Origin of the sequence: Streptosporangium sp. NPDC050284, from assembly GCF_044459525.1 — a bacterium.
GTDB lineage: Bacteria > Actinomycetota > Actinomycetes > Streptosporangiales > Streptosporangiaceae > Streptosporangium.
In genome coordinates, this window is record NZ_JBITIZ010000001.1 from 382,413 (window position 1) to 405,696 (window position 23,284).

At 68.9% G+C, this 23,284-nt stretch carries 18 protein-coding genes and 3 pseudogenes; 12 read left to right on the forward strand and 9 right to left on the reverse strand.

Going from position 1 to position 23,284, the window contains the following annotated elements; genetic code table 11:
- Position 1: 1 nt before the first annotated feature.
- On the reverse strand, positions 2–1,294 hold the full coding sequence (locus ACIBH4_RS01695) for a hypothetical protein (protein ID WP_362766048.1): 1,293 nt from the start codon (positions 1,292–1,294) through the stop codon (positions 2–4).
- 373 nt (positions 1,295–1,667) lie between these two features.
- On the opposite strand from ACIBH4_RS01695, the gene ACIBH4_RS01700 reads away from it, so the two are divergent.
- The 3 genes and pseudogenes from ACIBH4_RS01700 to ACIBH4_RS01710 form a co-directional block, all read left to right on the forward strand.
- Positions 1,668–4,004: a hypothetical protein gene (locus ACIBH4_RS01700; protein ID WP_362766045.1), complete on the forward strand. Its 2,337-nt coding sequence runs from the start codon at positions 1,668–1,670 to the stop codon at positions 4,002–4,004.
- Between the two features lie 79 nt (positions 4,005–4,083).
- Positions 4,084–5,238 (forward strand): dTDP-4-amino-4,6-dideoxygalactose transaminase, encoded by a 1,155-nt coding sequence (gene rffA / locus ACIBH4_RS01705; RefSeq protein WP_362766042.1) that lies wholly within the window; start codon positions 4,084–4,086, stop codon positions 5,236–5,238.
- Positions 5,238–5,948, forward strand: a pseudogene (locus ACIBH4_RS01710) (GNAT family N-acetyltransferase); the annotation flags it as partial. The gene rffA and the pseudogene ACIBH4_RS01710, both read left to right, overlap by 1 nt.
- Before the next feature lie 31 nt (positions 5,949–5,979).
- Here the strand turns inward: ACIBH4_RS01710 and ACIBH4_RS01715 are convergent.
- Positions 5,980–7,029, reverse strand: coding sequence for a glycosyltransferase family 2 protein (locus tag ACIBH4_RS01715; RefSeq protein ID WP_399171354.1), 1,050 nt, complete (start codon positions 7,027–7,029; stop codon positions 5,980–5,982).
- 35 nt (positions 7,030–7,064) lie between these two features.
- On the opposite strand from ACIBH4_RS01715, the gene ACIBH4_RS01720 reads away from it, so the two are divergent.
- The 3 genes from ACIBH4_RS01720 (at position 7,065) to rfbB (ending at position 9,704) form a co-directional block, all read left to right on the forward strand.
- Positions 7,065–7,529, forward strand: coding sequence for a GtrA family protein (locus ACIBH4_RS01720; protein WP_362511697.1), 465 nt, complete (start codon positions 7,065–7,067; stop codon positions 7,527–7,529).
- 133 nt (positions 7,530–7,662) lie between these two features.
- A complete protein-coding gene (locus ACIBH4_RS01725) occupies positions 7,663–8,730 on the forward strand; it encodes a glucose-1-phosphate thymidylyltransferase (protein WP_362511700.1) in 1,068 nt (355 codons plus the stop codon).
- A complete protein-coding gene (gene rfbB / locus ACIBH4_RS01730) occupies positions 8,727–9,704 on the forward strand; it encodes a dTDP-glucose 4,6-dehydratase (RefSeq protein ID WP_362766036.1) in 978 nt (325 codons plus the stop codon). The genes ACIBH4_RS01725 and rfbB overlap by 4 nt, the downstream gene beginning before the upstream one ends.
- Positions 9,705–9,748: 44 nt before the next feature.
- Here the strand turns inward: rfbB and ACIBH4_RS01735 are convergent, their stop codons facing one another.
- Positions 9,749–11,854 (reverse strand): DUF4082 domain-containing protein, encoded by a 2,106-nt coding sequence (locus tag ACIBH4_RS01735; protein WP_362511706.1) that lies wholly within the window; start codon positions 11,852–11,854, stop codon positions 9,749–9,751.
- 645 nt (positions 11,855–12,499) lie between these two features.
- Between ACIBH4_RS01735 and ACIBH4_RS01740 the strand changes: the two genes are divergently transcribed.
- Entirely contained in the window at positions 12,500–13,759 is a 1,260-nt protein-coding gene (locus ACIBH4_RS01740) for a nucleotide sugar dehydrogenase (RefSeq protein ID WP_362766033.1), read from the forward strand.
- Positions 13,760–13,948: 189 nt separating this feature from the next.
- On the opposite strand, the gene ACIBH4_RS01745 is transcribed toward ACIBH4_RS01740, so the two are convergent.
- Positions 13,949–14,275 (reverse strand): carboxymuconolactone decarboxylase family protein, encoded by a 327-nt coding sequence (locus ACIBH4_RS01745; RefSeq protein WP_362511712.1) that lies wholly within the window; start codon positions 14,273–14,275, stop codon positions 13,949–13,951.
- 238 nt (positions 14,276–14,513) lie between these two features.
- On the opposite strand from ACIBH4_RS01745, the pseudogene ACIBH4_RS01750 reads away from it, so the two are divergent.
- The 3 genes and pseudogenes from ACIBH4_RS01750 to ACIBH4_RS01760 form a co-directional block, all read left to right on the forward strand.
- Positions 14,514–15,179: pseudogene (locus tag ACIBH4_RS01750) on the forward strand (BTAD domain-containing putative transcriptional regulator); the annotation flags it as partial.
- A gap of 586 nt (positions 15,180–15,765) precedes the next feature.
- Complete coding sequence (locus ACIBH4_RS01755; protein WP_399171416.1) at positions 15,766–15,933, forward strand: helix-turn-helix domain-containing protein; 168 nt, start codon at positions 15,766–15,768, stop codon at positions 15,931–15,933.
- A gap of 35 nt (positions 15,934–15,968) precedes the next feature.
- A pseudogene (locus ACIBH4_RS01760) lies at positions 15,969–17,003 on the forward strand (RNA-guided endonuclease InsQ/TnpB family protein); the annotation flags it as partial.
- 27 nt (positions 17,004–17,030) lie between these two features.
- On the opposite strand, the gene ACIBH4_RS01765 reads toward ACIBH4_RS01760, so the two are convergent.
- Entirely contained in the window at positions 17,031–17,276 is a 246-nt protein-coding gene (locus tag ACIBH4_RS01765; RefSeq protein ID WP_362763536.1) for a hypothetical protein, read from the reverse strand.
- On the opposite strand from ACIBH4_RS01765, the gene ACIBH4_RS01770 reads away from it, so the two are divergent.
- On the forward strand, positions 17,245–18,093 hold the full coding sequence (locus tag ACIBH4_RS01770; RefSeq protein ID WP_362763533.1) for an MFS transporter: 849 nt from the start codon (positions 17,245–17,247) through the stop codon (positions 18,091–18,093). The two genes, ACIBH4_RS01765 and ACIBH4_RS01770, sit on opposite strands and share 32 nt — an antisense overlap.
- Positions 18,094–18,563: 470 nt before the next feature.
- Complete coding sequence (locus ACIBH4_RS01775; protein ID WP_362511721.1) at positions 18,564–21,227, forward strand: exo 1,3/1,4-beta-D-glucan glucohydrolase; 2,664 nt, start codon at positions 18,564–18,566, stop codon at positions 21,225–21,227.
- A gap of 127 nt (positions 21,228–21,354) precedes the next feature.
- Here the strand turns inward: ACIBH4_RS01775 and ACIBH4_RS01780 are convergent, their stop codons facing one another.
- Genes ACIBH4_RS01780 through ACIBH4_RS01795 form a run of 4 tightly spaced genes read right to left on the reverse strand, consistent with a single transcriptional unit; the run spans position 21,355 to position 23,284 of the window.
- Positions 21,355–21,831, reverse strand: coding sequence for a gas vesicle protein K (locus tag ACIBH4_RS01780; protein ID WP_362763530.1), 477 nt, complete (start codon positions 21,829–21,831; stop codon positions 21,355–21,357).
- Positions 21,828–22,103 (reverse strand): gas vesicle protein, encoded by a 276-nt coding sequence (locus ACIBH4_RS01785; protein ID WP_362511727.1) that lies wholly within the window; start codon positions 22,101–22,103, stop codon positions 21,828–21,830. The genes ACIBH4_RS01780 and ACIBH4_RS01785 overlap by 4 nt, the downstream gene beginning before the upstream one ends.
- Complete coding sequence (locus ACIBH4_RS01790; protein WP_362511730.1) at positions 22,093–22,887, reverse strand: GvpL/GvpF family gas vesicle protein; 795 nt, start codon at positions 22,885–22,887, stop codon at positions 22,093–22,095. The genes ACIBH4_RS01785 and ACIBH4_RS01790 overlap by 11 nt, the downstream gene beginning before the upstream one ends.
- Complete coding sequence (locus ACIBH4_RS01795) at positions 22,880–23,284, reverse strand: gas vesicle protein (RefSeq protein WP_362512314.1); 405 nt, start codon at positions 23,282–23,284, stop codon at positions 22,880–22,882. The genes ACIBH4_RS01790 and ACIBH4_RS01795 overlap by 8 nt, the downstream gene beginning before the upstream one ends.

A 23,284-nucleotide genomic window follows, 5' to 3' on the forward strand; every position in this document is an offset into this window, starting at 1 on the left:
CTCACCGCACTCGCGAGATCCCGGCCGACGCCCTCCCCGCCGTGCCGGACGGGTGGCCGGACACCGTCGAATCGGCGGTGTCCGGCCCCGTTCCCGCGTCGGAGACGAGCTGCCACCGCTTCTGGGGGACCCTGGTCCAGGCGACCGCGGACAGCAGGCTCACGACCATGACGATCGGCATTCGCTGCCGGAAGATAAGGCCGATGTTGGACATGGTGGTCGCGTACGCGATCGTGCACGGCACGGCGAAGAGCAGCAGGATCAGCAGCATGCTGCGGTTCTCACCCCACATTCGACGGACCCCGAAGATCGCGCACCACAGCAGGTAGTACCACAACACCGTCTCGGCCTTCGCCAGCTGTAGTACCAGGCTGCCGTCCATCCAGGGGAACGGGGAGAGAAGCGTGTAGACCAGTTTCGGCAGGAACGCGCTCCACGGATCGCCGCCGTCGTCGAACACGACCCCCGAACCACCCTCGGCATTGGCGTGGCGGAAAGTCTCCGACTGTCCGTGCTCCAGTTGCTCCTGTACCACGGCGAGTGGCGTACTTTCCACCACATCAGGAAATATCAGGACAGGCGTCAGGAGTGTGGCCAGGATGGCCAGCACGCACAGCGGAAAAGCGCGCCGGAGGCCCGTCAGGCCGAGAAGCAGCGGTATCGCGCAGATGAGAACCATATAGGGGCGCACGTTCCAGAGCGCCCACAGCAGCGGCCCGAGAAGAAGTAGTTTACGTATGTCGAAATGCTGGACGTTCGAAGCGGTGAGGCTGAGACAGGTTATGACGAGAAACGCGTTGAATCCGTCCTTGAAGGTGTCGGAGGTGTGCAGCATGAACGCCGGCATGAATGCGATCAGTGTCATGAGCCTGAACGCCGCGCGCTCGTCGGCGCCGATGAGCCGTGCGAACCTGTACATGACGACGCACAGTCCGCAGGCGATGAGCGCCACGAAGGCGGTGCAGGCCAGGGGGGCGGGTCCATCGCACAGATATATGATCATCGCAAAGAGGTTGCAGGGCACCGCCACGGAATAGAGGCTGTCGATCTGCTCCGAGGTGACGAACGTGAAGCCCTCACGCTGCCAGTACGCCACGATCTCCAGGGCTCTGCCCTCGTAGACGAAGTTGTCTCCGCCGTACGCGATGGAGTTGGACCGCATCACGAGGACATGGATGAGCAGTCGCGCGGCGAAGGCCAGCATCAGCATCCACAGGGCACGCCGGGCCACCCGTGCGCCGAGACCCGCCCGAACGAGAAAGGCGAGCAGTACCGCGGCGATTGCAATGATCATGTATTCCACAGAGAATCACCCGTATGATGTCGTGGCCGGAGCGGGGGTTTCGCACGCCGAAGGCAGGTCGGCTCTTTGATGCGGGAAGCGGGCGGCGGGAGTGGTCATCGCCCGACGACTTTAATGGCCCGATACATCGCACCGGCCGGATACGCCATCGCCCGATTGCTTAAATCCCCGCAAAAAATGCGAGACCGCCGAACCGGCACGACGGCGTATCGGCCCGGCCGACCGACGTCGCCGCCCGCGGTCACGGACAGCCGCAGTAATCGAGCGGGTCGCCTTTGCCCTCCGTATAAAGGGCTGGCAAGGAAACAACCGAGAGCCTGCGTCCGGAATCGCCAGAGAGGCTCAGGCCAGCATGCTTGCGCTCATGGACACGACATCGCCCGCTCCCGCTTCCATGCCGAGCCCATCACCTGCGAAAACCGCTCAGACGTACGCGCCCGCCTCTGGCGAGCGGTGTCAGGCCCGCCTCTCACGCTGGCTGCCCGCAGCCTTCGTGGCCGTCCTCACCACGGCCACCCTGCTCCGGTACGGCGTCCCGGCCATCGACATCGCCCTGTTCACCGCCTACCTCACTCTCGGCCTGGCGCTGCCCGGCGTGCTGATCATCCGCGCCACCTACCCCGGTGACCGCACCCTGGTCGAGGAGATCGCGCTGGGCACCGCCCTGGGCTATGCCCTGGAGATCTTCACCTACATCCCCGCCCGCGCCCTTGGCCTGCCCCTGCTCGTGCTGGCCTGGCCCGTCGCCACCTACACCCTCTTCCTGACCGTTCCTCGCCTGCGCGGGCACTGGAAGGGCCGTCCCCACCGGGCGGCACCCGTCCGGTGGTCCTGGGCGCTGGCCCTGACCATCGCCTGCCTCACTGTCTGGAGTGCGCTGTCGCACTTCAGAACCCATGCCCTCACCTGGCCGGAGGCCGGGACGTCCTTTCCCGACATGCCCTTCCACCTGGCCCTGATCGGCGAGGCGAGACACCACCTCCCCCTCACCGTCCCCATGGTCGACGGCGAGCCCCTGTTCTACCACTGGTTCGTCTACGCCCACTTCGCCTCGGCGAGCTGGATCACCGGCATCGACCCTCTCGTCCTGCTGCTCCGCCTGGGCATGCTGCCGATGCTGGCCGCGTTCGTCGTGTTGACGGGGGCCACCGGCCGGCGCGTCACCGGCTCGTGGGCCGGGGGGCTGCTCACCGTCGCGGCTACGATCTGCGCGGCGTTTCCGAGCCTGTACCTGGGAACGAACGGGCCGTTCTCCTGGGGAGGCGTGCCTGACCTCGCGTGGACAAGCCCCACGCAGACCTTCGGAGCCCTCCTCTTCGCTCCGATCGTCCTGCTCTTCCTCGACATTCTCGAGAAGCGGAGGCGCGACGGCGGCCGGTGGCTCCTGCTGGCGATCTTCCTGTCGGCGGTGATGGGAGCCAAGGCCACCTATCTGCCCCTGCTCGGGGCGGGTCTGTCGGCGGTGGTCGTGGTCGAGGCGATCAGGCGACGGCGACCGCCGTGGTCCGCGGCCGGCATGCTCGCGATGACCGCGGGGTGTTTCCTCTTCGCGCAGTTCGTGCTGTTCGGTGGTGCGAAACAGGGGCTGGGCGTGGACCCCTTCTCCTTCATGCGAACGATCTGGAGGGAACTGACCGGCCTCGGAGACGGGGCCGAGCCGCCGCCGGCCACAGTAGCGGGGATCACATTGGTCTGCCTGCTCTGCTGGGTCGTCGCGTGGTGCGGAGCCCTGGGACTGCTGAGCAGGCCGCGGCTGCTCGTACGTCCCGGGACGATCCTCATGCTCGGCATCGGCGCGGCGGGGTTCGGCGGGACGCTGCTCCTCGGCCATCCCAGCCGCAGCCAGCTCTTCTTCCTCTGGGGCGCCTACCCCTACCTAGCGTGTGTCACGGTCCACGGGACCCTCGTCCTCCTGCGGCGGGCGCGGATATCGCCCCGGACGGCGATGTGCTGGGCCGGCGCGGGGGCGGTCGCCGCGTATCTCATCCCCCTCCTGTGCGGCGTCAGGGTTCCGCTCGGACCGGGCCTGCCGGACACCCTCCTGTACCGGCCCTACCTCGCCCTGCTGGTCGTCGGCCTGCTGCTGGTGGCTGTCCTGATCCCCGCGAGGGGGGCTCTTCGCGCGTGGGCTCTGGTGACCGTCATGCTCGCGGGCATCGGCCTTCCCGCCGATCTGCACGCACGCGTCCTGTCGGTCGCGGACCGCATCGCCGGGGGCGCTGCCGGGAACGCCGCCGCGACGGTGACGGAGCCCAGGGAGATTCCCCAAGGCGCTCTGGAGGCCGGACGATGGCTGCGCGCCCGGTCGGATCCCGGCGATCTGATCGCCACGAACGCGCATTGCCGCTGGGGGTACGAGAGCCCGTGCGACAGCGGCCAGGCATGGGTGGCCGCGCTGTCGGAGCGGCATGTCCTGGTCGAGGGATGGCTGTACACGGCCACGAACCTGAGCCGCTGGCATGAAGGACTGCTCCCCGAGCGGCTGCCGTTCTGGGACGAGGAACGGATCCGGTCGAACGACGCGGCCTTCGGCGAACCGTCGGCGGCCGCCGTCCGGTACCTGCGGGAGCGTTACGGGGTGCGCTGGCTCTTCGTCGACGAACGCCGCACCGGACCGGCCTCCGGGATCGGGGACTTCGCGGAACTGCGGTTCCGCTCCGGCGACTGCGCCGTCTACCGGATCCCGGACGGATCGGCGTGACCTAAGACTTGCGTAATGGATCGCCAAGTAACGACGGCGCGACGCGTGTCGGCCGGTACTTTCGTTGTTCACTTCGGCCGTGAACGCAACCGACCTGAAGACGATCCCCTTCAACAGGACGCACATCTCGGTGAACGAGCTGGACTACCTGGGGGAGGCCGTGCGCCGGCGATCCACCTGCGGAGACGGGCCGTTCACCCGGCGGGCCGCGGAGATCCTCGGAAAGATCACCGGGGCGGGCCAGGTGCTGCTGACCACCTCCTGCACGCACGCGCTGGAGATGTCGGCGATCCTCCTGGATCTCCGGGCCGGCGATGAGGTGATCATGCCGTCGTTCACCTTCACGTCGACGGCCAACGCCTATGCGCTGCGCGGGGCGGTCCCGGTCTTCGTCGACTGCAGGCCCGACACCCTCAACGTGGACGAGCGGCTGATCGAAGCGGCGATCACCGATCGCACGCGGGCCGTCGTGGTCGTCCACTACGCGGGCATCGCGTGCGCGATGGAGGAGATCGCCGAACTCTGCGACCGGCACGGCCTCACCCTCATCGAGGACAACGCCCACGGCCTGGGCGGGTCCTATCGAGGCCGGCCGCTCGGATCGTTCGGCAGCATGGCCGCGCAGAGCTTCCACGAGACGAAGAACGTGCAGTGCGGGGAGGGCGGCGCGCTGCTGCTGAACGACGCCGGTCTCGTCGCGCGCGCCGAGGTCATCCGGGAGAAGGGCAGCGACCGCAGCCGGTTCTTCCGCGGTCAGGTCGACAAGTACCGATGGGTCGACATCGGCTCCAGCTACCTGCTGTCCGACGTCCTGGCCTCACAGCTGACCTCGCAGCTGGAGTCGTTCCACGAGATCCAGTCCCGGCGCCACGCCGTCTGGTACCGGTACCACGAGGAGTTGGCGGACTGGGCGAGGGGGAACGGGATCTCCCGGCCGACGATCCCCGACGGCTGCGCGCATCCGGCGCACCTGTACTACCTGCTGTTCCCGGATCTGGAGAACCGCCGGGCCTTCATCGACCATCTCCGGAGGGAAGGCGTGCAGGCGACGTTCCACTACCAGCCCCTGCACGCCGCGCCCGCAGGGGTGAGGTTCGGTCGCGTGGCCCCGGGGGGCTGCCCGGTCGCGGACAGGGTCGCCGACCGCCTCGTGCGGCTGCCGCTCTACGCCGACCTGGACGAGACGGGCGTGGCGCGAGTGATCGACGCCGTCCGGTCCTACGAGGTGAGCTGATGGCCTGGCGCGACGTGATCGAGGCGCGGGCCGTACGGACCGTGGAGTCGCCGCTGGAATCGGCCAGGTTCGGATGTTCCGTGGAGCGCCTCACCGTCCCCCTGGAGTCCGGGGCGCCGTTCTCCGCGGTCCGCGAGGCGCTCCTGGGGTCGGTCGCGGACGTCGTCGTGCTCCGGTATCCGGCGGAACACGTCGGCTGGTTCGCGAAGCTGACCGCGCTCGGCCGGACCGCCGTGTTCGCGGACTCCCTCGTGTACTGGCGCCTGCGCGCGGGAGAGGGACGCGGGCCTGCTCCGTCACCCGGGCTGCGGACGTCGGAGCCGGCCGGTCCCGCCGCGGTGGAGGCGCTGGTCTCCGACATCTTCGGCGTGTACGGGAACCACTATCTGGCCAATCCGCTGTTCGACGCGGCCGAGGCCCTGGCGGGCTACCGGGAATGGGCACTGAGGTCGTCCGCGGAGGGGGAGTGCCTGACACTGGAGGATCGAGGCGCGGGAGTGGAGGGGCCTCGCCCGCTGGGGCTGGCCACGTTGGAGCAGGACGGTCCCCGGACGGAGATCCTCCTGGCCGGAGTGGTCTCCGGCTCACAGGGGCGTGGTCTCTACGCCCACCTGCTCAGGGCCGTCGAGGAGCGCGCGCTGGCGCGCGGCGCGGCGGAGGTCGTCATCTCCACCCAGGGACACAACACGCGGGTGCAGAGGGCATGGGCGAGGTACGGATTCGAGCCCGTCCAGACCCTCCTCACCGTTCATCTGGTCCGGAACCGGCTCCTGCGCGTGCGGGAACGCCAGGGCCGCCGGGCCGCAGGGGAAGATCGGCGGCGGACGACCCGACGCGCTCGCGCACCACGTACGTCGGACGGCCCATGCCGTTTCCGTGAATGCGGCCGATGTACTCACCGAGGACTCCGATGGACACCAGCTGGGCGGAGGAGAAGAGTGCGACCATCGAGGCGACGGTGGTGAACCCGGCCACCGTGGTGTCGCCCGCGGCGAAACGCCACAGGACGGCGCCCCCCAGCAGCAGGCCGATCATACCGACGAGGAATCCGAGATAGCTCGCCGCGCGGAGCGGAGCGGTGCTGTAACCGAGAAGCATGTTCATCGCGTGCCCGACCAGCAGGCGCGGCGTGTAGTTCGATCGCCCGTGGTCGCGCTCGTTCATGCGCACGCCGACGGAGCCCACCTGCGTGGTGGCCCATGACAGGGCCACGTCGACCGACGCGTGCGGTCCCGACAGGCCCTCGAACCCGTCGCGCATGTGCGTGCGCAGGGCCCGGAAGGCGCTGATCGTACGCGCGGTGCGGATGCCCAGCGCGCCGGCCATGGCGGCCTTGACCGACCGGGACGCGAGACTTCGCAGGAACCCGTGCTCCTCGTCGTGCGGGACGCCGTACACCAGGTCGAGGCGGTCGCCTTCGAGCGCGGCCAGGAGGAGGGGAATCTGCTCGGGGGGATGTTGCAGGTCGTCGTCCATGGTGACGACGACCTCGAACGCCGCCTCCCTGATGCCGGCGACCAGCGCGTTGTGCTGCCCGTAGTTCCGGGACAGGCGGATCGCCCGGACGGCGTCGACCCGGCGGGCCAGCTCCGCGGCGGTCTCCCACGTGTCGTCCGGGCTTCCGTCGACGACGAGGATCACCTCGTGCCGGACGGCCAGGCCGTGAAGGACCGGCATGAGCCTGTCCACCAGCGCCGGAAGGGTCCGCGCTGAGCGGTAACACGGAATAATCACCGACACCGACATTGATCCCCCGATTATTTCTTGTCGCCCACTACAATCCTGTTTCATCCCAATGTCTGACCACGATCCGGAGCGGCCGTCACATGGTTGAAGTCGAAGGTGGAACCGTCCGTGACAATAACCCGCATTTCGGGCGGCCGGCTGTGATCTCGGCCTTTGGTGGCCACCGCATCACATATCTGTTCGCCGGCGCCATGACGGCTATGGTCTATTACGTTCTCCTCGGCTTAGGATTGCTGGCCTTTGAAGATGGCGTTCCCTATCTTTTCCTGGTCGTGGTCAGTCACCTGATGACCGTGGCGATCGTCTACCCCTGGTACAGGCTGGTGGTCTTCCGCGACTCCGGGTACTCCTGGCCGGCGGGATACCTGCGGTTCTACGTGGTCGGGCTGAGCTTCCTCGCGGCGTCCGTCATCGGGGTCCCGCTTCTGGTGGAACTCGCCGGGGTCCCGATCATGGTGGCCCAGGGGATGGTGATAGTGACGAGTCCGCCGCTGAGTTACGCGATAAACCGGGCGTGGGTGTTCCGTGACCGAGGAAAAGTGTGAAATCGGCAATACGCCGTACGCTCTTCAGTAAAGGTGTGAGCCGGTGAAGAGGCGTCGATTTCGGGTTCCTGTAAAATCGGGCGGACATGTGGCCACACGGTCATGTGTTCTTCGCGGAAGGACTCGAAGAGCGTTGAAGGCACTCGTTCTGGCGGGCGGTAAGGGAACGAGGTTGCGCCCGCTGACCCATACCTCGGCGAAACAACTGGTCCCGGTCGCCAACAAACCGGTGCTCTATTACGGGCTTGAGGCGATCCGGCAGGCCGGCATCACCGACGTGGGCATCGTCGTCGGCGACACGGGCCACGAGATCCGGGACGCCGTGGGCGACGGCTCGCGGTTCGGGCTGGACGTCACGTACATCCCCCAGGAGGCTCCCCTCGGGCTGGCGCACTGCGTCCTGATCGCCAGGGAGTTCCTCGCCGACGAACCGTTCGTGATGTATCTGGGGGACAACTTCCTGGTGGACGGCATCACCGATCTGGTGGACGCCTTCCGCCTGGCCGACCACGACGCGCAGATCCTGCTCACCAGGGTCGCCGAACCGCAGTTCTACGGAGTGGCCGAGATAGGGCCGGAAGGCGAGATCCTCGGGCTGGAGGAGAAGCCGGAGCACCCGCGCAGCGACCTCGCGATCGTCGGGGTCTACATCTTCTCCCCGGCGATCCACGAGGCGGTCCGGGCGATCACCCCGTCGGCGCGCGGCGAGCTGGAGATCACGGACGCCGTCGCGTGGCTCCTCGACAACGGCTTCCGCGTCCACTCGCATCTTGTGAGTGGTTACTGGAAGGACACCGGGCGCCTCCAGGACATGCTGGAGTGCAACCGCATCGTCCTCGAACGCGTCGAGCCCGACATCAGGGGCGTCGTGGACGACCTGAGTGAGATCACCGGGCGGGTCGTCGTCGAGCCGGGCGCGGTGGTGGAGAACTCGATCCTTCGCGGTCCGATCGTGATCGGCGCGGACACCAAGATCTTCTCCTCCTATGTCGGCCCCTTCACCTCGATCGGCTCCGGCTGCCTGGTCGGCAGCGCCGAGATCGAATACTCCATCGTGCTCGACGGCTCCTCCGTGCAGGGCGTCTCGCGCATCGCGCACTCCCTGATCGGGCGCAGCGTCGAGGTCAGCCGCGCGGCCGGCGTCTCCAACACCCACGAGCTCATGGTGGGCGACCACAGCAGGATCCAGGTGCGCGCGTGAGAGTCCTCGTCACCGGCGGAGCCGGGTTCATCGGGTCCCACTACGTCAGGTCCCTGCTGCTCGGCTCCTGGCCCGGCTGCGAGGGCACACAGGTCACCGTTCTGGACAAGCTCACCTACGCGGGCAACCTCGCCAACCTCGCCCCCCTCGACGGCCACCCCGGTTACGCGTTCGTGCGGGGCGACATCACCGACGCGCGGCTCCTCGCGGACGTCGTCCCCGGCCACGACGTGGTCGTGAACTTCGCGGCGGAGAGCCACGTCGACCGGTCCATCGCCGGCGCGGGCGACTTCGTGACGACGAACGTGCTGGGGACACAGCGACTTCTCCAGGCCGCGCTGGAGGGCGAAGTCCGCACGTTCCTTCAGGTCTCCACCGACGAGGTGTACGGCTCGATCGAGGAGGGGTCCTGGAGCGAGAGCGAACCGCCGCTGCCGAACTCGCCCTACTCGGCGGCGAAGGCGGGCGGCGACATGCTTTGCCGCGCCTACCACCGCACCCACGGGCTTGACGTCCGGGTGACCCGCTGTTCCAACAACTACGGCCCCTACCAGCATCCCGAGAAGATGATCCCGCTCTTCGTCACCAACCTCCTCGGCGGCGAGAAGGTCCCGCTCTACGGTGACGGGCTCAACGTGCGCGACTGGCTGCACGTCGACGACCACTGCAGGGGCATCCAGACGGTGCTGGAGAAGGGGGCGCCCGGCGAGGTCTACAACATCGGCGGCGGCGTCGAGTTGACCAACCGGGAGCTGACCGGGCGGCTGCTGGCCGCGCTCGGCACGGGCTGGGAGGCGGTCGAGCCGGTGGCCGACCGGCTCGGGCACGACCGCCGCTACTCCGTCGACTGGACGAAGATCCGGGCCATCGGCTACGAGCCTCGCAAGGACTTCGGCGACGGCCTGGCCGAGGTGATCCGGTGGTATCGGGACAACCCGCGGTGGTGGCGTCCGCTCAAGGAGCGGACGCCCTGACACCGGACCCGTGCCACGGGGGCACCGGTCACGCGAGCATCGTGTCAGCTGTGGAAGATCGGGTCGACCCAGTAGTTCGTCGCCTGGTAGTTGCTCGTCGGGAAGATGTTGTTCGCGTTGTAGGTGAAGACACCGTTGCCGCCCACGGCGCCGTCGGCCAGGGCGGTGAGGGCGCCGTTGACGTACTGAGAGGTGAAGTACGGGCGGTCCGTCGAGTAGTTGCCGGATGTGGTGTGGTAGGACGCGACGTAGGTGGTGCCGCCGGTGACGTCGACGGGCTGTGAGAAGTTCACCTGCTGCCAGCCGGTGGCGCTCTCGCCTGAGAACACGGCGCTGGCCAGGAGTGTGCCGTCGATCCCCCACAGGCTGGCGGTGTGGACGCCGGTGTTCTGCGGGCCCTTGTAGAACCGGATCCCGCTCACCTTCCCGTTCGTCGCCGCCTTGAACTTGACACCGAGGGCGATCCCCTGCGGATCGGGTTGCGACGGGACGCTGGGCACCGCCACCCTGTCCCACAGGCTGTCCGTCGGGATGAACACGACGTCCACCCAGTAGTTCGTCAGCTGGTAGCTGCTGGCCGGAAAGGCGTTCGCCGCCCCGTAGGTGTAGACGCCGTTGCCGCCTCCCGTGCCGTTGGCGAGGGCGGTGAGCAGGCCGTTGACGTACGCGGAGGTGAAGTAGGGGCGGGTCGTCGCGTAGCGGCCGACCGGAGCGTAGTACGAGGCGATGTAGGTGGTGTTGGCGGTGATCGCCACCGGTGTCGAGAAGCTGACCTCCTGCCAGCCGGTGGCGGTCTCGCCGGTGAAGGTGGCGCTGGCCAGGAGGGTGCCACCACTCGTCCACAGGCTGCCGATGTGGGTGCCGGTGTTCTGCGGGCCCTTGTAGAACCGGATGCCGGTCACGGTCCCGCTCGTCGCCGCCCTGAACTTGACGCCGAGGGTGACCCCTTGCGCGTCGGGGTACGCGGGGACCGCGGGCACCCCGGCGCTGTTCCACAGGCTGTCCGAGATGGTCTGGATGACGGGTGGTGACGTGCTCGGCGCGAAGTGGATCAAAGCCTCGTTGTCGAAGGTGTCCCCTCCGAGATAGACGGCGACGATGCTGTGATCTCCCCCGGAGAGATCGGAGACCGTGATCCTGGCGGGGATGCCATCGGTCTGAAAGGCCGAACCGAGGACCGTCGAGCCGTCCTTGAAGACCACTTCGCCGGCGGGGACGACCGTACCGCTGACCTGGTGCACCGCCGCCGTCAGGGTGACCGGGTCCCCTCTCCAGGCGGGGTCGGCCGAGGAGGTCAGGGTCGTGGTGGTCGGCGGGTCGTTCGGTACGGTGACGCGGGTGAACGGCAGGCTACCGGTGCCCTGAATGGCGGCCGTGCCGTTGAGCGCGAAGACGCGGCCGTTGACGTTGGCCCCGCTGCCGATCGCGACCGTGCCCTGCGCCAGGATGTTGCCGCGGAAGGTGCAGTACGTGCCCAGCGTCGCCGAGCCGCTGATCTGCCAGAAGAGGTTGTCGGCCTGGGCTCCGCGCTGGAGGCTGATGTTGCTGATGTTCGCCGCGTCGAGGCTGGAGGCCTGGAAGATGAAGACGGCGTTCGGGTCGCCCTGCGCGTCGAGGGCGAGCGTCCCGCTGATCGAGAAACTCCCGGTGACGGAGTTGTAGACACCCGGCCCCTTGGTCGTCCCGCCCAGCTGGGCGGCCACCGTGGCGTCGGGCGTGCGCCCGGCGGCGTCGTTGTAGGCGCCGGTCGCGTCGGCCTTGGCCTGCGCCGCGGTGGCGTTTCCTATCTGTTTGGTCCCCGAGACCGTGCCGGGCGGGAAGCCGGTCACCGCGGTTCCCGGGCTCACCCCCAGGTTGCCGGTGACCGTCGTGGAGTTCACGTTGGTGACCGCGGCCGCCAGCACCCCGAACGGCGCGGCGCTGCCGATGTTCACCGGATCGGCCGCGCTCGCGCCGCCGGGGGTGCCGGCGACCGCGCCCATCGCGAGGACGGCTGCCACGGCCGCCTTCAAAAGGACGCGGCCGGCGGAACCCCGCGGGCGGGGCGGGCGGAGCCGGAGGAGCGGCCGGCTCCGGGCCCCTCCGGTGTCGATCATGGTCGCGGTCGTGCCGGCCGTCTGGTCGAGCGCGTCGCGAACGGTTTTGGACATGCGACACAACTCCTCACTGATCTCGTGATGCGTCAGACGTCCGGTGTTGCCCGTCGCCTGTGATCTGTCATGAATGAAAAATTGAGCTTTTTGTCGAGCCCCTTGTGATTTATTGCATTAATCGCGAGAGGCGACTAGAGGTGGATGTTGAGAGAAATTGTCGGATTATCGTCACGTCACTGAAAAGGTGTCACGTAACACGCTGACGACTCTGCCGTGGCGGTTGGCGTGCGCGGGCTCGCGTGCGGCAGGGAAAAGCGCATGTTGGTGTGCGGCTGATGGAAAATTTACTCACTAATACTTCCGAATATTGCCTATTTTCAACGTTAAAATGGCATCAGTCCTGTTTGAAGGAGTCTCCGAGAGCGGGTGGAGGTGGTCCGGTTTCGTCCCCGTACCCGCTCGTCCCTCCCGTCGGCACTCCACAGTATGGGCATAAAATATATAAAATTATGTTTGAAATGATTGTGTAGTTTTTCAAGGTTTTGGTGCTGTTATCGGCGGCCGACCCGGCCTGGTGCGCGGGGTTTGAGCGGCCCCGGACTCTGGGCGACACGCCCGGAAGATGGTGGGATCGGCGGTGCGGGAAAGCGGGACTCTTACAGTCGAGGTTGTGTCTTGTCCCGAATCGACGGGGGTTCTGCCGTGAAAGAGAAATTGGTTGTGATCGGCCAGGGGTATGTCGGCCTGCCACTTGCGATGGGGGCCGTCATGGCGGGCTTCGACGTCGTGGGAATCGATCTGGACGAGTGGCGGGTCAAGCGCCTCAACGCCGCCGAGTCATACGTCGAGGACGTCGACGACGAGACGCTGGCCCTGGCCCACCGGTCCGGCCGATACCTGGCCGGCGCCGACTACGCCGCCGCCGAGGGGTTCGACGTCTGCGTGATAACCGTGCCGACGCCTTTGCGCGAGGGCGTTCCCGACCTGCGCCACATCGGCGCGGCGGGGGAGTCGCTCGCCCCGCTGCTGCGGCGGGGCGCCACGGTGGTTCTGGAGTCCACCACCTATCCGGGGACCACCGAGGAGTATCTACTGCCGCTGCTGGAGGAGGGCTCAGGGCTGCGGGCACCACAGGACTTCCATCTGGGCTACAGCCCCGAGCGAATCGACCCGGGCAACGCGCGCTGGCGCCTGAAGAACACGCCGAAGGTCGTCTCCGGGATCGACGGGACGTCCCTGGAGAGGGTCGAGGCGTTCTACGCGAGGATAGTGGACGAGGTGGTCCCGGTCTCCTCGCCGCAGGTGGCCGAGCTGTGCAAGCTCCTGGAGAACACCTTCAGGCACGTCAACATCGCCCTCGTGAACGAACTCTCGATCTTCGCCGAGCAACTCGGCATCGACGTCTGGGAGGCCATCGACGCCGCCTCCACCAAGCCGTTCGGATATATGCGCTTCACCCCCGGGCCCGGCGTCGGCGGGCACTGCCTGCCGATCGACCCCTCATACCTGTCGTGGAAGGTCAAGCGCAGCCTGGGGCACAACTTCCAGTTCGTGGAGCTGGCCAACGACATCAACGACCACATGCCGGACCATGTCGTGCGCCGGATCGGACTCGCGCTGAACCGGTTGCGCAAGCCGGTCAACGGCAGCCGGGTGCTCGCGCTCGGCCTCGCGTACAAGAAGAACGCCGGAGACTGCCGCGAGTCACCCGCGATCGACGTGGTCAGGGGTCTTCGCAAGCTGGGCGCGGACGTGCGAGCCGCCGACCCGCACGTGGACTGCTTTTTGCTGCCGCAGGGCATCGAGGTCGTCGCGTTCTCCGAGCGGGAGCTGGCGGCGGCGGACGCGGTGGTGGTCCTCACCGACCACGACTGCTTCGACTACGAGCTCGTCCAGCGGGCGAGCGCCCTCGTCTTCGACACCCGCAACCGCTGCCGGGGACCGAACGTCGAGAGGTTGTGACCTCGGGAGAGACGGTGACCTCGCGCCGCGGGGCGTCCCGGCGGCCGCGGGGACGCCCCGCGCCGGGTGGCCGCGATCCGACGGGGTGGGGGAGCGGTGGGCCCGGCCGGGGGCGGTTGCGCCGGAGGGGCGGGACCTCATGACGCGGGCGATCGGGTTTCGAGCGCCATCGCCGACGCGGAGCACGAGTCAGGACCTCATGACGCGGGCGATCAGCTCCTCGACCTGGTCGTTGAGCCTGCCGCCCCGGGGCCATCCCGCGTAGTGGGTGAGGAAGACGACGATCTCGCGGAGCTCCTCGGGGGTGAGGTCGCCGGTCCGCAGCGCCGTGTCCAGCTGGAGGCCGACGTCCTCGTTCATGCCCTGGCCGACGAGCAGGCCGATCAGCAGCATGCGCCGGTCGCGGTTCGAGATTCCCTGCCGGGACCACACCTCGGCGAAGAGGTTCTCGATGGTCACCCCGAAGAGGTCGCCGGGTTCGTTCTCACCGTGTTCCCAGCCGTAGACCTGTCTCATCGAATACCTCCATGTGGAAGCCCCCCGGCAGCCGTTCCCCGGCGGGAGCGGCCAGTGGAGTCCCTACCCCGCCTGCCCCCGCCGCTTCCGGTCTCAAGGAAAGATCTTTTTTCCCTAAAGTCCAGATATGTAGATGTATTTCGTATCGGTGGCCATCCCGCGTTACACGCGCGGGTTCCGATCGGCGGTGGGCGGGATGCCACGATAATCGGGATATGCGGTTCGACCGGAGCTGGAGCTGGGCCGCCACCGCGAGCTCGTCGCCGAGTTGCAGGGGCTGACCGCCGCCCACCCCTTCAGGGAACGGTTGTACGGGCAGTTGATGCGCGCCCTGTACGGCTCGGGCAGGCAGGCCGAGGCCCTGGGGGTGTACGAGGGGGCCAGGCGGGTTCTCGGTGAGGAGTTCGGGGTGGACCCGTCGGCGGAGCTGGCCGCCGTGCACCTGGCGGTGCTCAGGGCCGACCCCGCCCTCATCGGCGTCCCCGCAGCCGGTGCCGCCGACGCGGGCGGAGGCGCCGCGCCCGTCAGGTCGGGCCTGCGGGCCCCGCTGACTAGTTTTTTCGGCAGAAAGGAGGAGATGTCCAGGCTCCACGCGCTGCTCGGCGAGGCGAGACTGGTCACCCTCGTCGGTCCCGGTGGCGCGGGCAAGACCCGGCTGGCCGGCGAGGTCGCCGCGAAGGAGCCCGGCGACGTGTGCTTCGTGGAACTGGCCGCCGTCTTCGGCGCGGGAGAGGCGGTCCAGGCCGTACTCGGCGCGCTGGGTGTCCGCGACGCCGGTCTGCTCCCCGGACGCCCGGTTCCGGCACCCCTGGACAGGCTGGTCGCGGTGCTGGCCGACCGGCCCGTGCTGCTCGTGCTGGACAACTGCGAGCACCTGGTCGCGGAGGTCGCCGAGCTCGCCGGCCACCTGCTCGCCGCCTGCCCGGGGCTGCGTGTCCTGGCGACCGGCAGGGAGGCGCTCGGTATCACCGGGGAGGTGCTTCACCCCGTCGCGCCGCTGCCGGTGCCGAGGGCGGGCACCGGTGCCGAAGAGGCCCTCGCCTACCCCGCCGTGCGGCCCTTCGCCGACAGGGCGGCGGCCGTGCGTCCCGGTTTCCGCGTCGATGACGCCAACGTCGAGCAGGTGCTGGGCATCTGCCGTGCTCTGGACGGCCTGCCGCTCGCGCTGGAACTCGCCGCGGCGCGCCTGCGCTCCCTGCCGGTGGCCGAGGTGGCCTCCCGGCTGGGCGACCGGTTCCGGCTGCTGTCGCGCGGCAGCCGCACCGCGCTGCCCCGGCACCAGACGCTGCGCGCCGTGGTCGCCTGGAGTTGGGACCTGCTCGACGACGACGAGCGGTCGCTCGCGGGGCGGCTCACCGTCTTCGCGGGCGGCGCCACGCTGGAGGCGGCCGCCCGGGTGTGCGGGCCGAGCGAGGAGGAGGCCGTCGACCTGCTGAGTTCCCTCGCGGAGTTGTCGAACACTCATGCGTTCGGCCAGAGCTCATGGAACCATGAGGGCCGTGCAGCTTCGTTACCGGTATCGGCTCTATCCGGACGCCGCTCAGTGCCAGGCGCTGGCGCGGGCGTTCGGGTGCGCGCGGGTGGTGTTCAACGACGGGTTCCGCGCCCGTCAGGAGGCCTGGCGTATGTCTGCGACGCGGAGTTGTCCCGGCGTCTGAGCGTCGCGAAGGCGACGCCGGAGCGGGCGTGGCTGGGCGAGGTGTCCAGCGTGGTTCTTCAGCAGGCTTTGGCCGACCTGAACGCCGCCTACCGCAACTTCTTCGCCTCGATCACCGGTAAGCGCCAGGGGCCGAAGGTCGGCCTGCCCCGGTTCCGATCACGCAAGGATGCCCGCCAGGCGATCCGTTTCACCCGCAACGCCCGGTTCGCCGTCACGGCGGGCGGGAGGTTGCGCCTGCCGAAGATCGGTGAGGTGGTGGTGCGCTGGTCGCGCCCACTGCCCGCCGAGCCGTCGTCGGTGACGGTGATCAAGGATGCGGCCGGGCGGTACTTCGCCTCGTTCGCGGTCGAGACCGGTGATGAGCCGCTGCCCGAGACGACGTCCGAGGTCGGCGTGGATTTGGGTCTCACTCATTTCGCGGTGTTGTCGGACGGCCGGAAGATCGACAACCCGCGTCTCCTGCGCCGGGCGGCCAAGAGGCTCCGTAAGGCGCAAAAGGCCCTGAGTCGTACGGTGAAGGGGTCGGCCAACCGTGCCAAGGCCGTTGTCAAGGTCGCCCGTGCGCATGTCCGGGTGGCTGATGCGCGCCGGGACTTCGCCCACAAGCTCTCCACCCAGTTGATCGGTGACAACCAAGCCGTCTACGTGGAGGATCTGTCGGTCAAGGGACTGGCCCGCACCCGGCTGGCCAGGTCGGTGCACGACGTGGGCTGGTCGCAGTTCGTGAACATGCTGGAGTACAAGGCGAAGCGGTACGGGCGGACCTTCGCCAAGGTCGGCCGGTGGTTCCCCTCCTCCAAGCGGTGCTCGCAGTGTGCGACCGTGGTCAGCGCCCTGCCGCTGGGCGTCCGGGAGTGGGCGTGCCCGTGTGGGGCGGTCCATGACCGTGACGTCAACGCCGCACGCAACATTTTGATCGAGGGTCGACGGACCGTCGCCGCTGGACGGAAACCCGCCGCCGACAGGCGGCGGGAGGCGGAGACGTTAAACGCCCGTGGAGGTGACGTAAGACCACCGCTCGCGGTGGCCGACGCCGATGAAGCAGGTAGCCACAGAGGTGCCGCATGACGCGGCACGGACTGAATCCCCGGCCCTTCAGGCCGGGGAGCGCGTCAACGGATGCTGGAGACCATCCGCGCGTACTGCGCCGAACGGCTGGCCGAGACCGGCGAGACCGAGACGCGCCGCGAGGCGCACGCCGCGTACTACGCGGACCTGGCGGCCACGGCGGACTCCCACCTGCGCGGTGCCGGGCAGCTGGAGTGGCTGCGGAGGCTGGACGAGGAACGCGACGACCTGCTCGACACCGGTGTCCTGGTGGGGCGCGGTCGGGATCGCCACGCTGACGCTGTTCGCCCGGCGGCAGACCCGGCTGGCCGAGCCGCTGATCGACGTCCGCCTCTTCCGGCGCCGGGCCTTCTCCGCCTCGGTCGGCGCCAACCTCATCGCCATCTTCGGCATGTCCGCACTGTCGTTGATCTTCGCCTGGTACTTCCAGCTCGTCCTGGGCTGGTCGCCCCTGCGGGCCGGTCTCGCGGGACTGCCCGGAGGCCTGTCGGCGGCGGTCGGCGGGGTCCTGGCCGCGGGGCTGATCGCCCGATGGGGCCGGGCCAGGGTGGTGGCGCTCGGCCTGGCGATGGCCGCGGGGGCCTTCGCCTGCTACAGCCAGGTCTCGCTGGACACCCCCTACCTCTACTTCCTCGCCCCCATGATCGTCTGCGGGGTGGGCATCGGGCTGACGTTCGCGGTCACCAACGACACCGTGCTCGCGAGTGTGCCCAGGGAACGGGCGGGTGCCGCGGCGGCGATCTCCGAGACGTCCTTCGAGCTGGGCGGCGCGCTGGGCATCGCCGTGCTGGGCAGTGTCCTGACCGGCGTCTACCGGGGCGATCTCCGGCTCCCCGAGGGGCTGCCCGGCGAGGTGGCCGCCCCCGTCGCGGAGTCGCTGCCCACCGCCCTGGAGGCGGCCGCGGCGATCCCGGGGCGGCTGGGGGAGGCCGTCGCAGAGGCCGCGAGGCTCGCCTTCGTCGCCGGGGTCCAGGTCACCGCGATCACCGCCGCGGTGATGATCGCCGTACTCGCGGTGGTCTCGCTCGCCGGCCTGCGCGGTGTCCCCGACGTGATCCCCGAGGAGCTTCTTCCCGAGGTGCGCGGCTGAACGAACTCCGAGGAGTTTCTTCTCGAAGCGCACGGCTACCGGACTCCGGGGAGCTTCTTCCCGAAGCGCACGGCTACCGGACTCCGGGGAGCTTCTTCCCGAGGTGCGCGGCCAAATAGGGCTCCGAGGCGATCTCCTTTCTCGGGTGCCCGTTTCGTCGCGGGGCGGAGCCTCGCCGTCAACGGCGGCGACACCGTGACCTGACCTTCGACCCTCTCGCGAAGTCTCGTCGCGAGAGGGTTCCGTTTGCTGAGAGCGCTCTCACTTAAATGTCGCGCCGAAGGCATGTGCGTTGTGATGTGCCTGGTGGCAGCGGTTCGCGAGCCGTAAACCACTCGTGGATCACGTGTTTGCTTGAGAGAGCGCTCTCGCGAGAGTATTGACTCGGCTGTGTCACAGCGTCAGGATCTGCGAAGTGCGGACTCGGGGGATCCGCCGGTCCATCGCAGTACCTCGAGAACGGATCCTCGATGATCAGACCCTTCGCCCGACAGGGCGCCCGCCGGAGCGGACTCGCGGTGCTGGCGAGTCTCGCCGTCCTGTCAGCGGGCGTCACCGGGATTCCGAGCGCGGGCGCCGAGACCGCGACGGGCGGCCGGCAGCCGGTGATCGGCAAGCCCGCCCTGGACTCACACGGCTGCGCCCGCATCGAGAAGAAGCTGCCCGCCCTCTCCGAGTGGCCCAAGGTCAAGAGCAGGATCGAGCAGAACCGGTCCGACGAGAAGCGGGTGGCGAAGATCCTCGCGGGCATGACGCTCGCCGAGAAGGTCGGCCAGATGACCCAGCCGGAGATCGCCGCGATCACCCCGGAAGAGGTCGGGCGATACTTCATCGGCTCGGTGCTCAACGGCGGCGGCTCCTGGCCCGGCCGCGACAAGCACGCCGCGCGGAAGGCCTGGCTCGACCTCGCCGACGCCTACTGGAACGCCTCCGTCGCCACCCGCGCGAAGATCCCCGTCATCTGGGGCACCGACGCCGTCCACGGCAACAACAACGTCTACGACACCACCGTCTTCCCGCACAACATCGGGCTGGGCGCCGCCCAGGACCCGTGTCTCGTGCGCGACATCGGGGCGGCGACCGCCAGGCAGACGCGCGCCACCGGCCAGGACTGGGCGTTCGCGCCCAGCGTCTCCGTCCCCCTCGACGACCGGTGGGGCCGCACGTACGAGGGCTTCTCCGAGGACCCCAGGATCACCCGGGCGTACGGGTACGAGGCCGTCAAGGGTCTGCAGGGCAAGCACCCGCGCGGCATCGGCCAGGACGGCGTCATCGCCACCGCCAAGCACTTCATCGGTGACGGCGGCACCCTCAAGGGCGTGGACCAGGGCGTCAACCCCTCGTCCGAGGCCGAGATGATCAACGTGCACGGTCAGGGTTACTACGGCGCCCTCGCGGCCGGGGCCCAGAGCGTGATGGTCTCGTTCAACAGCTGGAAGAACGCCGACCTCGGTATCGACGAGGGCAAGCTGCACGGCAGCAAGCGTGTCGTCAACGACATCCTCAAGCAGAAGATGGGCTTCGACGGCGTCGTCGTCTCCGACTGGAACGGCATCGGCCAGGTCGCCGGCTGCACCAACGCGAGCTGTCCCCAGGCGATCAACGCGGGTATCGACGTGGTGATGGTGCCCAACGACTGGAAGGCGTTCATCACCAACACGATCGCCCAGGTCGAGAGCGGCGCGATCCCGATGGCGCGCGTCAACGACGCGGTGACGCGCATCCTGCGCGTGAAACTGCGCGCCGGGGTGCTCGACGGTCCCAAGCCCTCCAAGCGCGCCTTCGCCGGGTCCGCCGACGCGGCGGAGACGAGGAGGCTCGCCAGGGAGGCCGTGCGCAAATCGCAGGTCCTGCTCAAGAACAACGGCAGGGTGCTGCCGCTGGCCGCGAACTCCAGGGTCCTCGTGGTCGGCAAGAGCGCCGACAGCCTGCAGAACCAGACCGGCGGATGGACCCTCACCTGGCAGGGCACGAACAACGTCAACGCCGACTTCCCCAGGGGCACGACGATCCTCGGCGGGCTGCGCGAGACGCTCGGCCAGGCCCGCGTCACCTTCAGCGAGACCGGCGACGGCGTCGACCCCTCGGCGTACGACGCGGTCATCGCGGTGATCGGTGAGACCCCGTACGCCGAGGGCATCGGCGACCTGGCGCGGCGCACGCTGGAGGCCGCCAAGATCTACCCCGCCGACCTCGCGGTGCTCGACAAGGTCACCGGTAAGGGCACGCCCGTCGTCACCGTCTACGTCGGCGGCCGGCCGCTCTGGATGAACAAGGAGCTCAACCGCTCCGACGCCTTCGTCGCGGCGTGGCTGCCGGGAACCGAGGGCGGCGGCGTCGCCGACGTGCTCGTCCGGGGCAAGCACCGCGACGGCTTCACCGGCAAGCTGCCGTACTCGTGGCCGAAGAGCGCCTGCCAGTCGCCGCTCAACCCGGGAGCCGAGGGATACGACCCGCTCTTCCCGCTCGGGTACGGCCTGCGTGACGGCCAGAGCGGGCAGGTCGGGAAGCTCGACGAGACCGCGCCGCCGTTCGGCTGCGGTGAGCAGGGCGGTGGTGGCGAGGCGAGCGAGGACCTGGAGATCTTCAACCGCACCGACATCGCGCCGTACAGGAGTTTCATCGGCTCCGCCGAGAACTGGGGCGGCACCGAGATCGGCGCCGACGGCGAGGCGGCGCACGCCGAGATCGCCGTGGTGCCCTCCGACGTCAACGTGCAGCAGGACGCCCTGAAGGCGACCTGGACCGGCATCGGTCCCGCCCAGATCTACCTGCAGAACCCTGCGGGCGGTACGGACCTGCGGGGCTACCTCAACACGAAGGGGGCGCTGGTCTTCGACACGATCGTCCACCAGGCCCCGACCGCGAGGACCGTGCTCAGCGTCCACTGTGTCTATCCGTGCCTTTCCGAGGTGGTGGCGACCTCCCTCTTCCAGGGGCTTCCGGTCGGCACGAAGTCGACCGTGAAGATCCCCATCGCCTGCTTCGCCGCGGCCGGCCTCGACCTGGAGGTGGTCAACACCCCGTTCCTCGTCTACACCGAGGGGGCCTTCTCCGCCTCGTTCGCGAACGTCCGCTGGGTGCCGCAGGCGGCCGACGATCCCGACGCGAAGAAATGTGAGGACCTGACCTGACAGTGGGGATGTAGACGAACGCCTCCCGGTGGACCGGCTCTCGCTCCGAACGACCACGCTGTCTTCGACGGGATCCGCCGGCTCCGTCCGGGAGGCGTTCGCCCGTGCTCACCGGACGCGGCGGGTGTCAGTCGGTGGGCAGGAGGGTGCCGAGCGGCCCGAGGTCGAGGTTGAGGTCGGACGGTGAGAGCTCGAAGCGCTCGCACAGCTCGATCATGGCCTCCTCAAGGCGCATCAGCGTCACGCCCAGCACCTCCACCTGCTCGTCGGAGAGGTCCCCCTGGTCCATCCGGCGCACACACTGGCGTTCCACCAGCTGCCGTATCAGCTCGACGAGAGTGAGCACGAGGCGGGACAGGTCCCGTCCGACGGCCTCGGGATCGGTGTTCACCTTCCAGCGGACGGTCCGCGCCGGTCCTCGCGCGGTCCCGGCCTTGCCCGCGGGGGTGGTTCGAGTGACCTTGAACCGTCTCCTCGCGGGAGAGCGGAGTCGCTCCCAGGCGACCCGAGGATCCTCCGTGCCGCCGAGGTCCTCTGCCCGGGGGACGCCGGGAAGACGGTTCACATCGCTCGCCCGAGGGGCGCCAGGGGGGCGGTTCGTCACAGCGCTCCCTCCTCGCCGGAGTCCCACGGGAGCGCGACCGCGCCGTGCGGGTGGGCGAACGGGATCGGGTCGGAGGCTCGCACGGAGGTGATGAGGGCGCGCAGGGAGATGCGGACGAGGTCGATGTCGGCGATGGACAGCACGAGGTCCCCGCTCACGACCACCCCGCCGGCCAGCAGCCGGTCGAGCAGGTCCACCAGTGCCACGCGCTCGGGGGGGATGTATCCGGCGGCGGCGAGTTCGGCGCCTCTCGGCTGGTGGTCACGGGGCATCGAGTGTCTCCGCACGGGTCGGGCCGAGGTCCACCGAGGTGAAGGAGTACGGCGCCCAGGGGCCGGTGAGCTGCATCTCGATCTCCTCGCCCCGCAGCGCGTCGACGGCCGCGACGAACTCCTCGCGGCGGTCCTCGGAGACGAGGTAGGCGCCGTTGAGCAGCATCGTCTCCTCGCGGCCGGACAGTCGCGGGTCCTGCGGCCGATGGCGGTGACAGGCGACCGAGATGGACGCGAGGGTGATGTGGATGTCCTCGGCCCGCCGTGCCGCCAGACGCCAGGCGTCCTCCCTGCCGCGCAGGCTCGCCCGGCGGCGCTTCAGGTACGCCGTTCCCGGGCTGTCGGCCTCCTCGGGGGCCTCCTCGGGGGGAGGGGCCTCCTCGCTCGGTTTCGCGTACGCCTTCACCCCCCACTCCCTGCATCCGGTGACGTGGGCGAGCACCTCGGCGAGGTCGTCGTGCCTGCGCCGGAGCAGGTCACGGACCTGATCCTCGCTGCTGTAGACCGTCACCAGCCTGACCGGGGCCGTGGGAGCCTCCTTCGCCACGGCCTCCACGACCCGGTCGTGAGCGCGGGCCGTCCCCCCGACCCAGTCCAGGTCCTCCAGGAAACGCCGCAGCGGCTCCTCGCCGAACTCCTCCAGAGGCACCGGGCTCACGTACGCGACCAGGCCCTCGTGGGTGATCGCGCGCACCGGCGCTCCGGTCACGCCCGCCACGTCCTCCGGGAGAGGGTGACCCACATCCCGGGCGATCGCGTAGAGATATGTGCCCGCCTCAGCCATCGCGCTCCTCCCTGAACCTTCCGGTCGATCGAAGTTCCCGGGCGTCATCGGAGGATCCTCTGTGGAGGGAACGGCGCCGGGTGCCCTCCATCTCCTCGTCGCCCTCGACGGCGGACAGCCGGTCGCGCAGGACGCGGTTCTCCTCGATCAGGTCGCGGTCGCGGGAGCTGAGCCACGGATCGTGTTCCCACCAGTCGATCCCCAGCTCCCGCGCCGTGTCGACCGAGGCGATGAGCAGGCGCAGCTTGATGGTGAGCAGCTCGATGTCCAGCAGGTTCACGCGGATGTCACCCACGATCACCACACCCCTGTCGAGCACCCGCTCCAGGATGTCGGCGAGGTTGGCGGAGGATTCCCGCCCGCCGGAGGAACGCGGAAAGGACCCGTCGGATCGCAT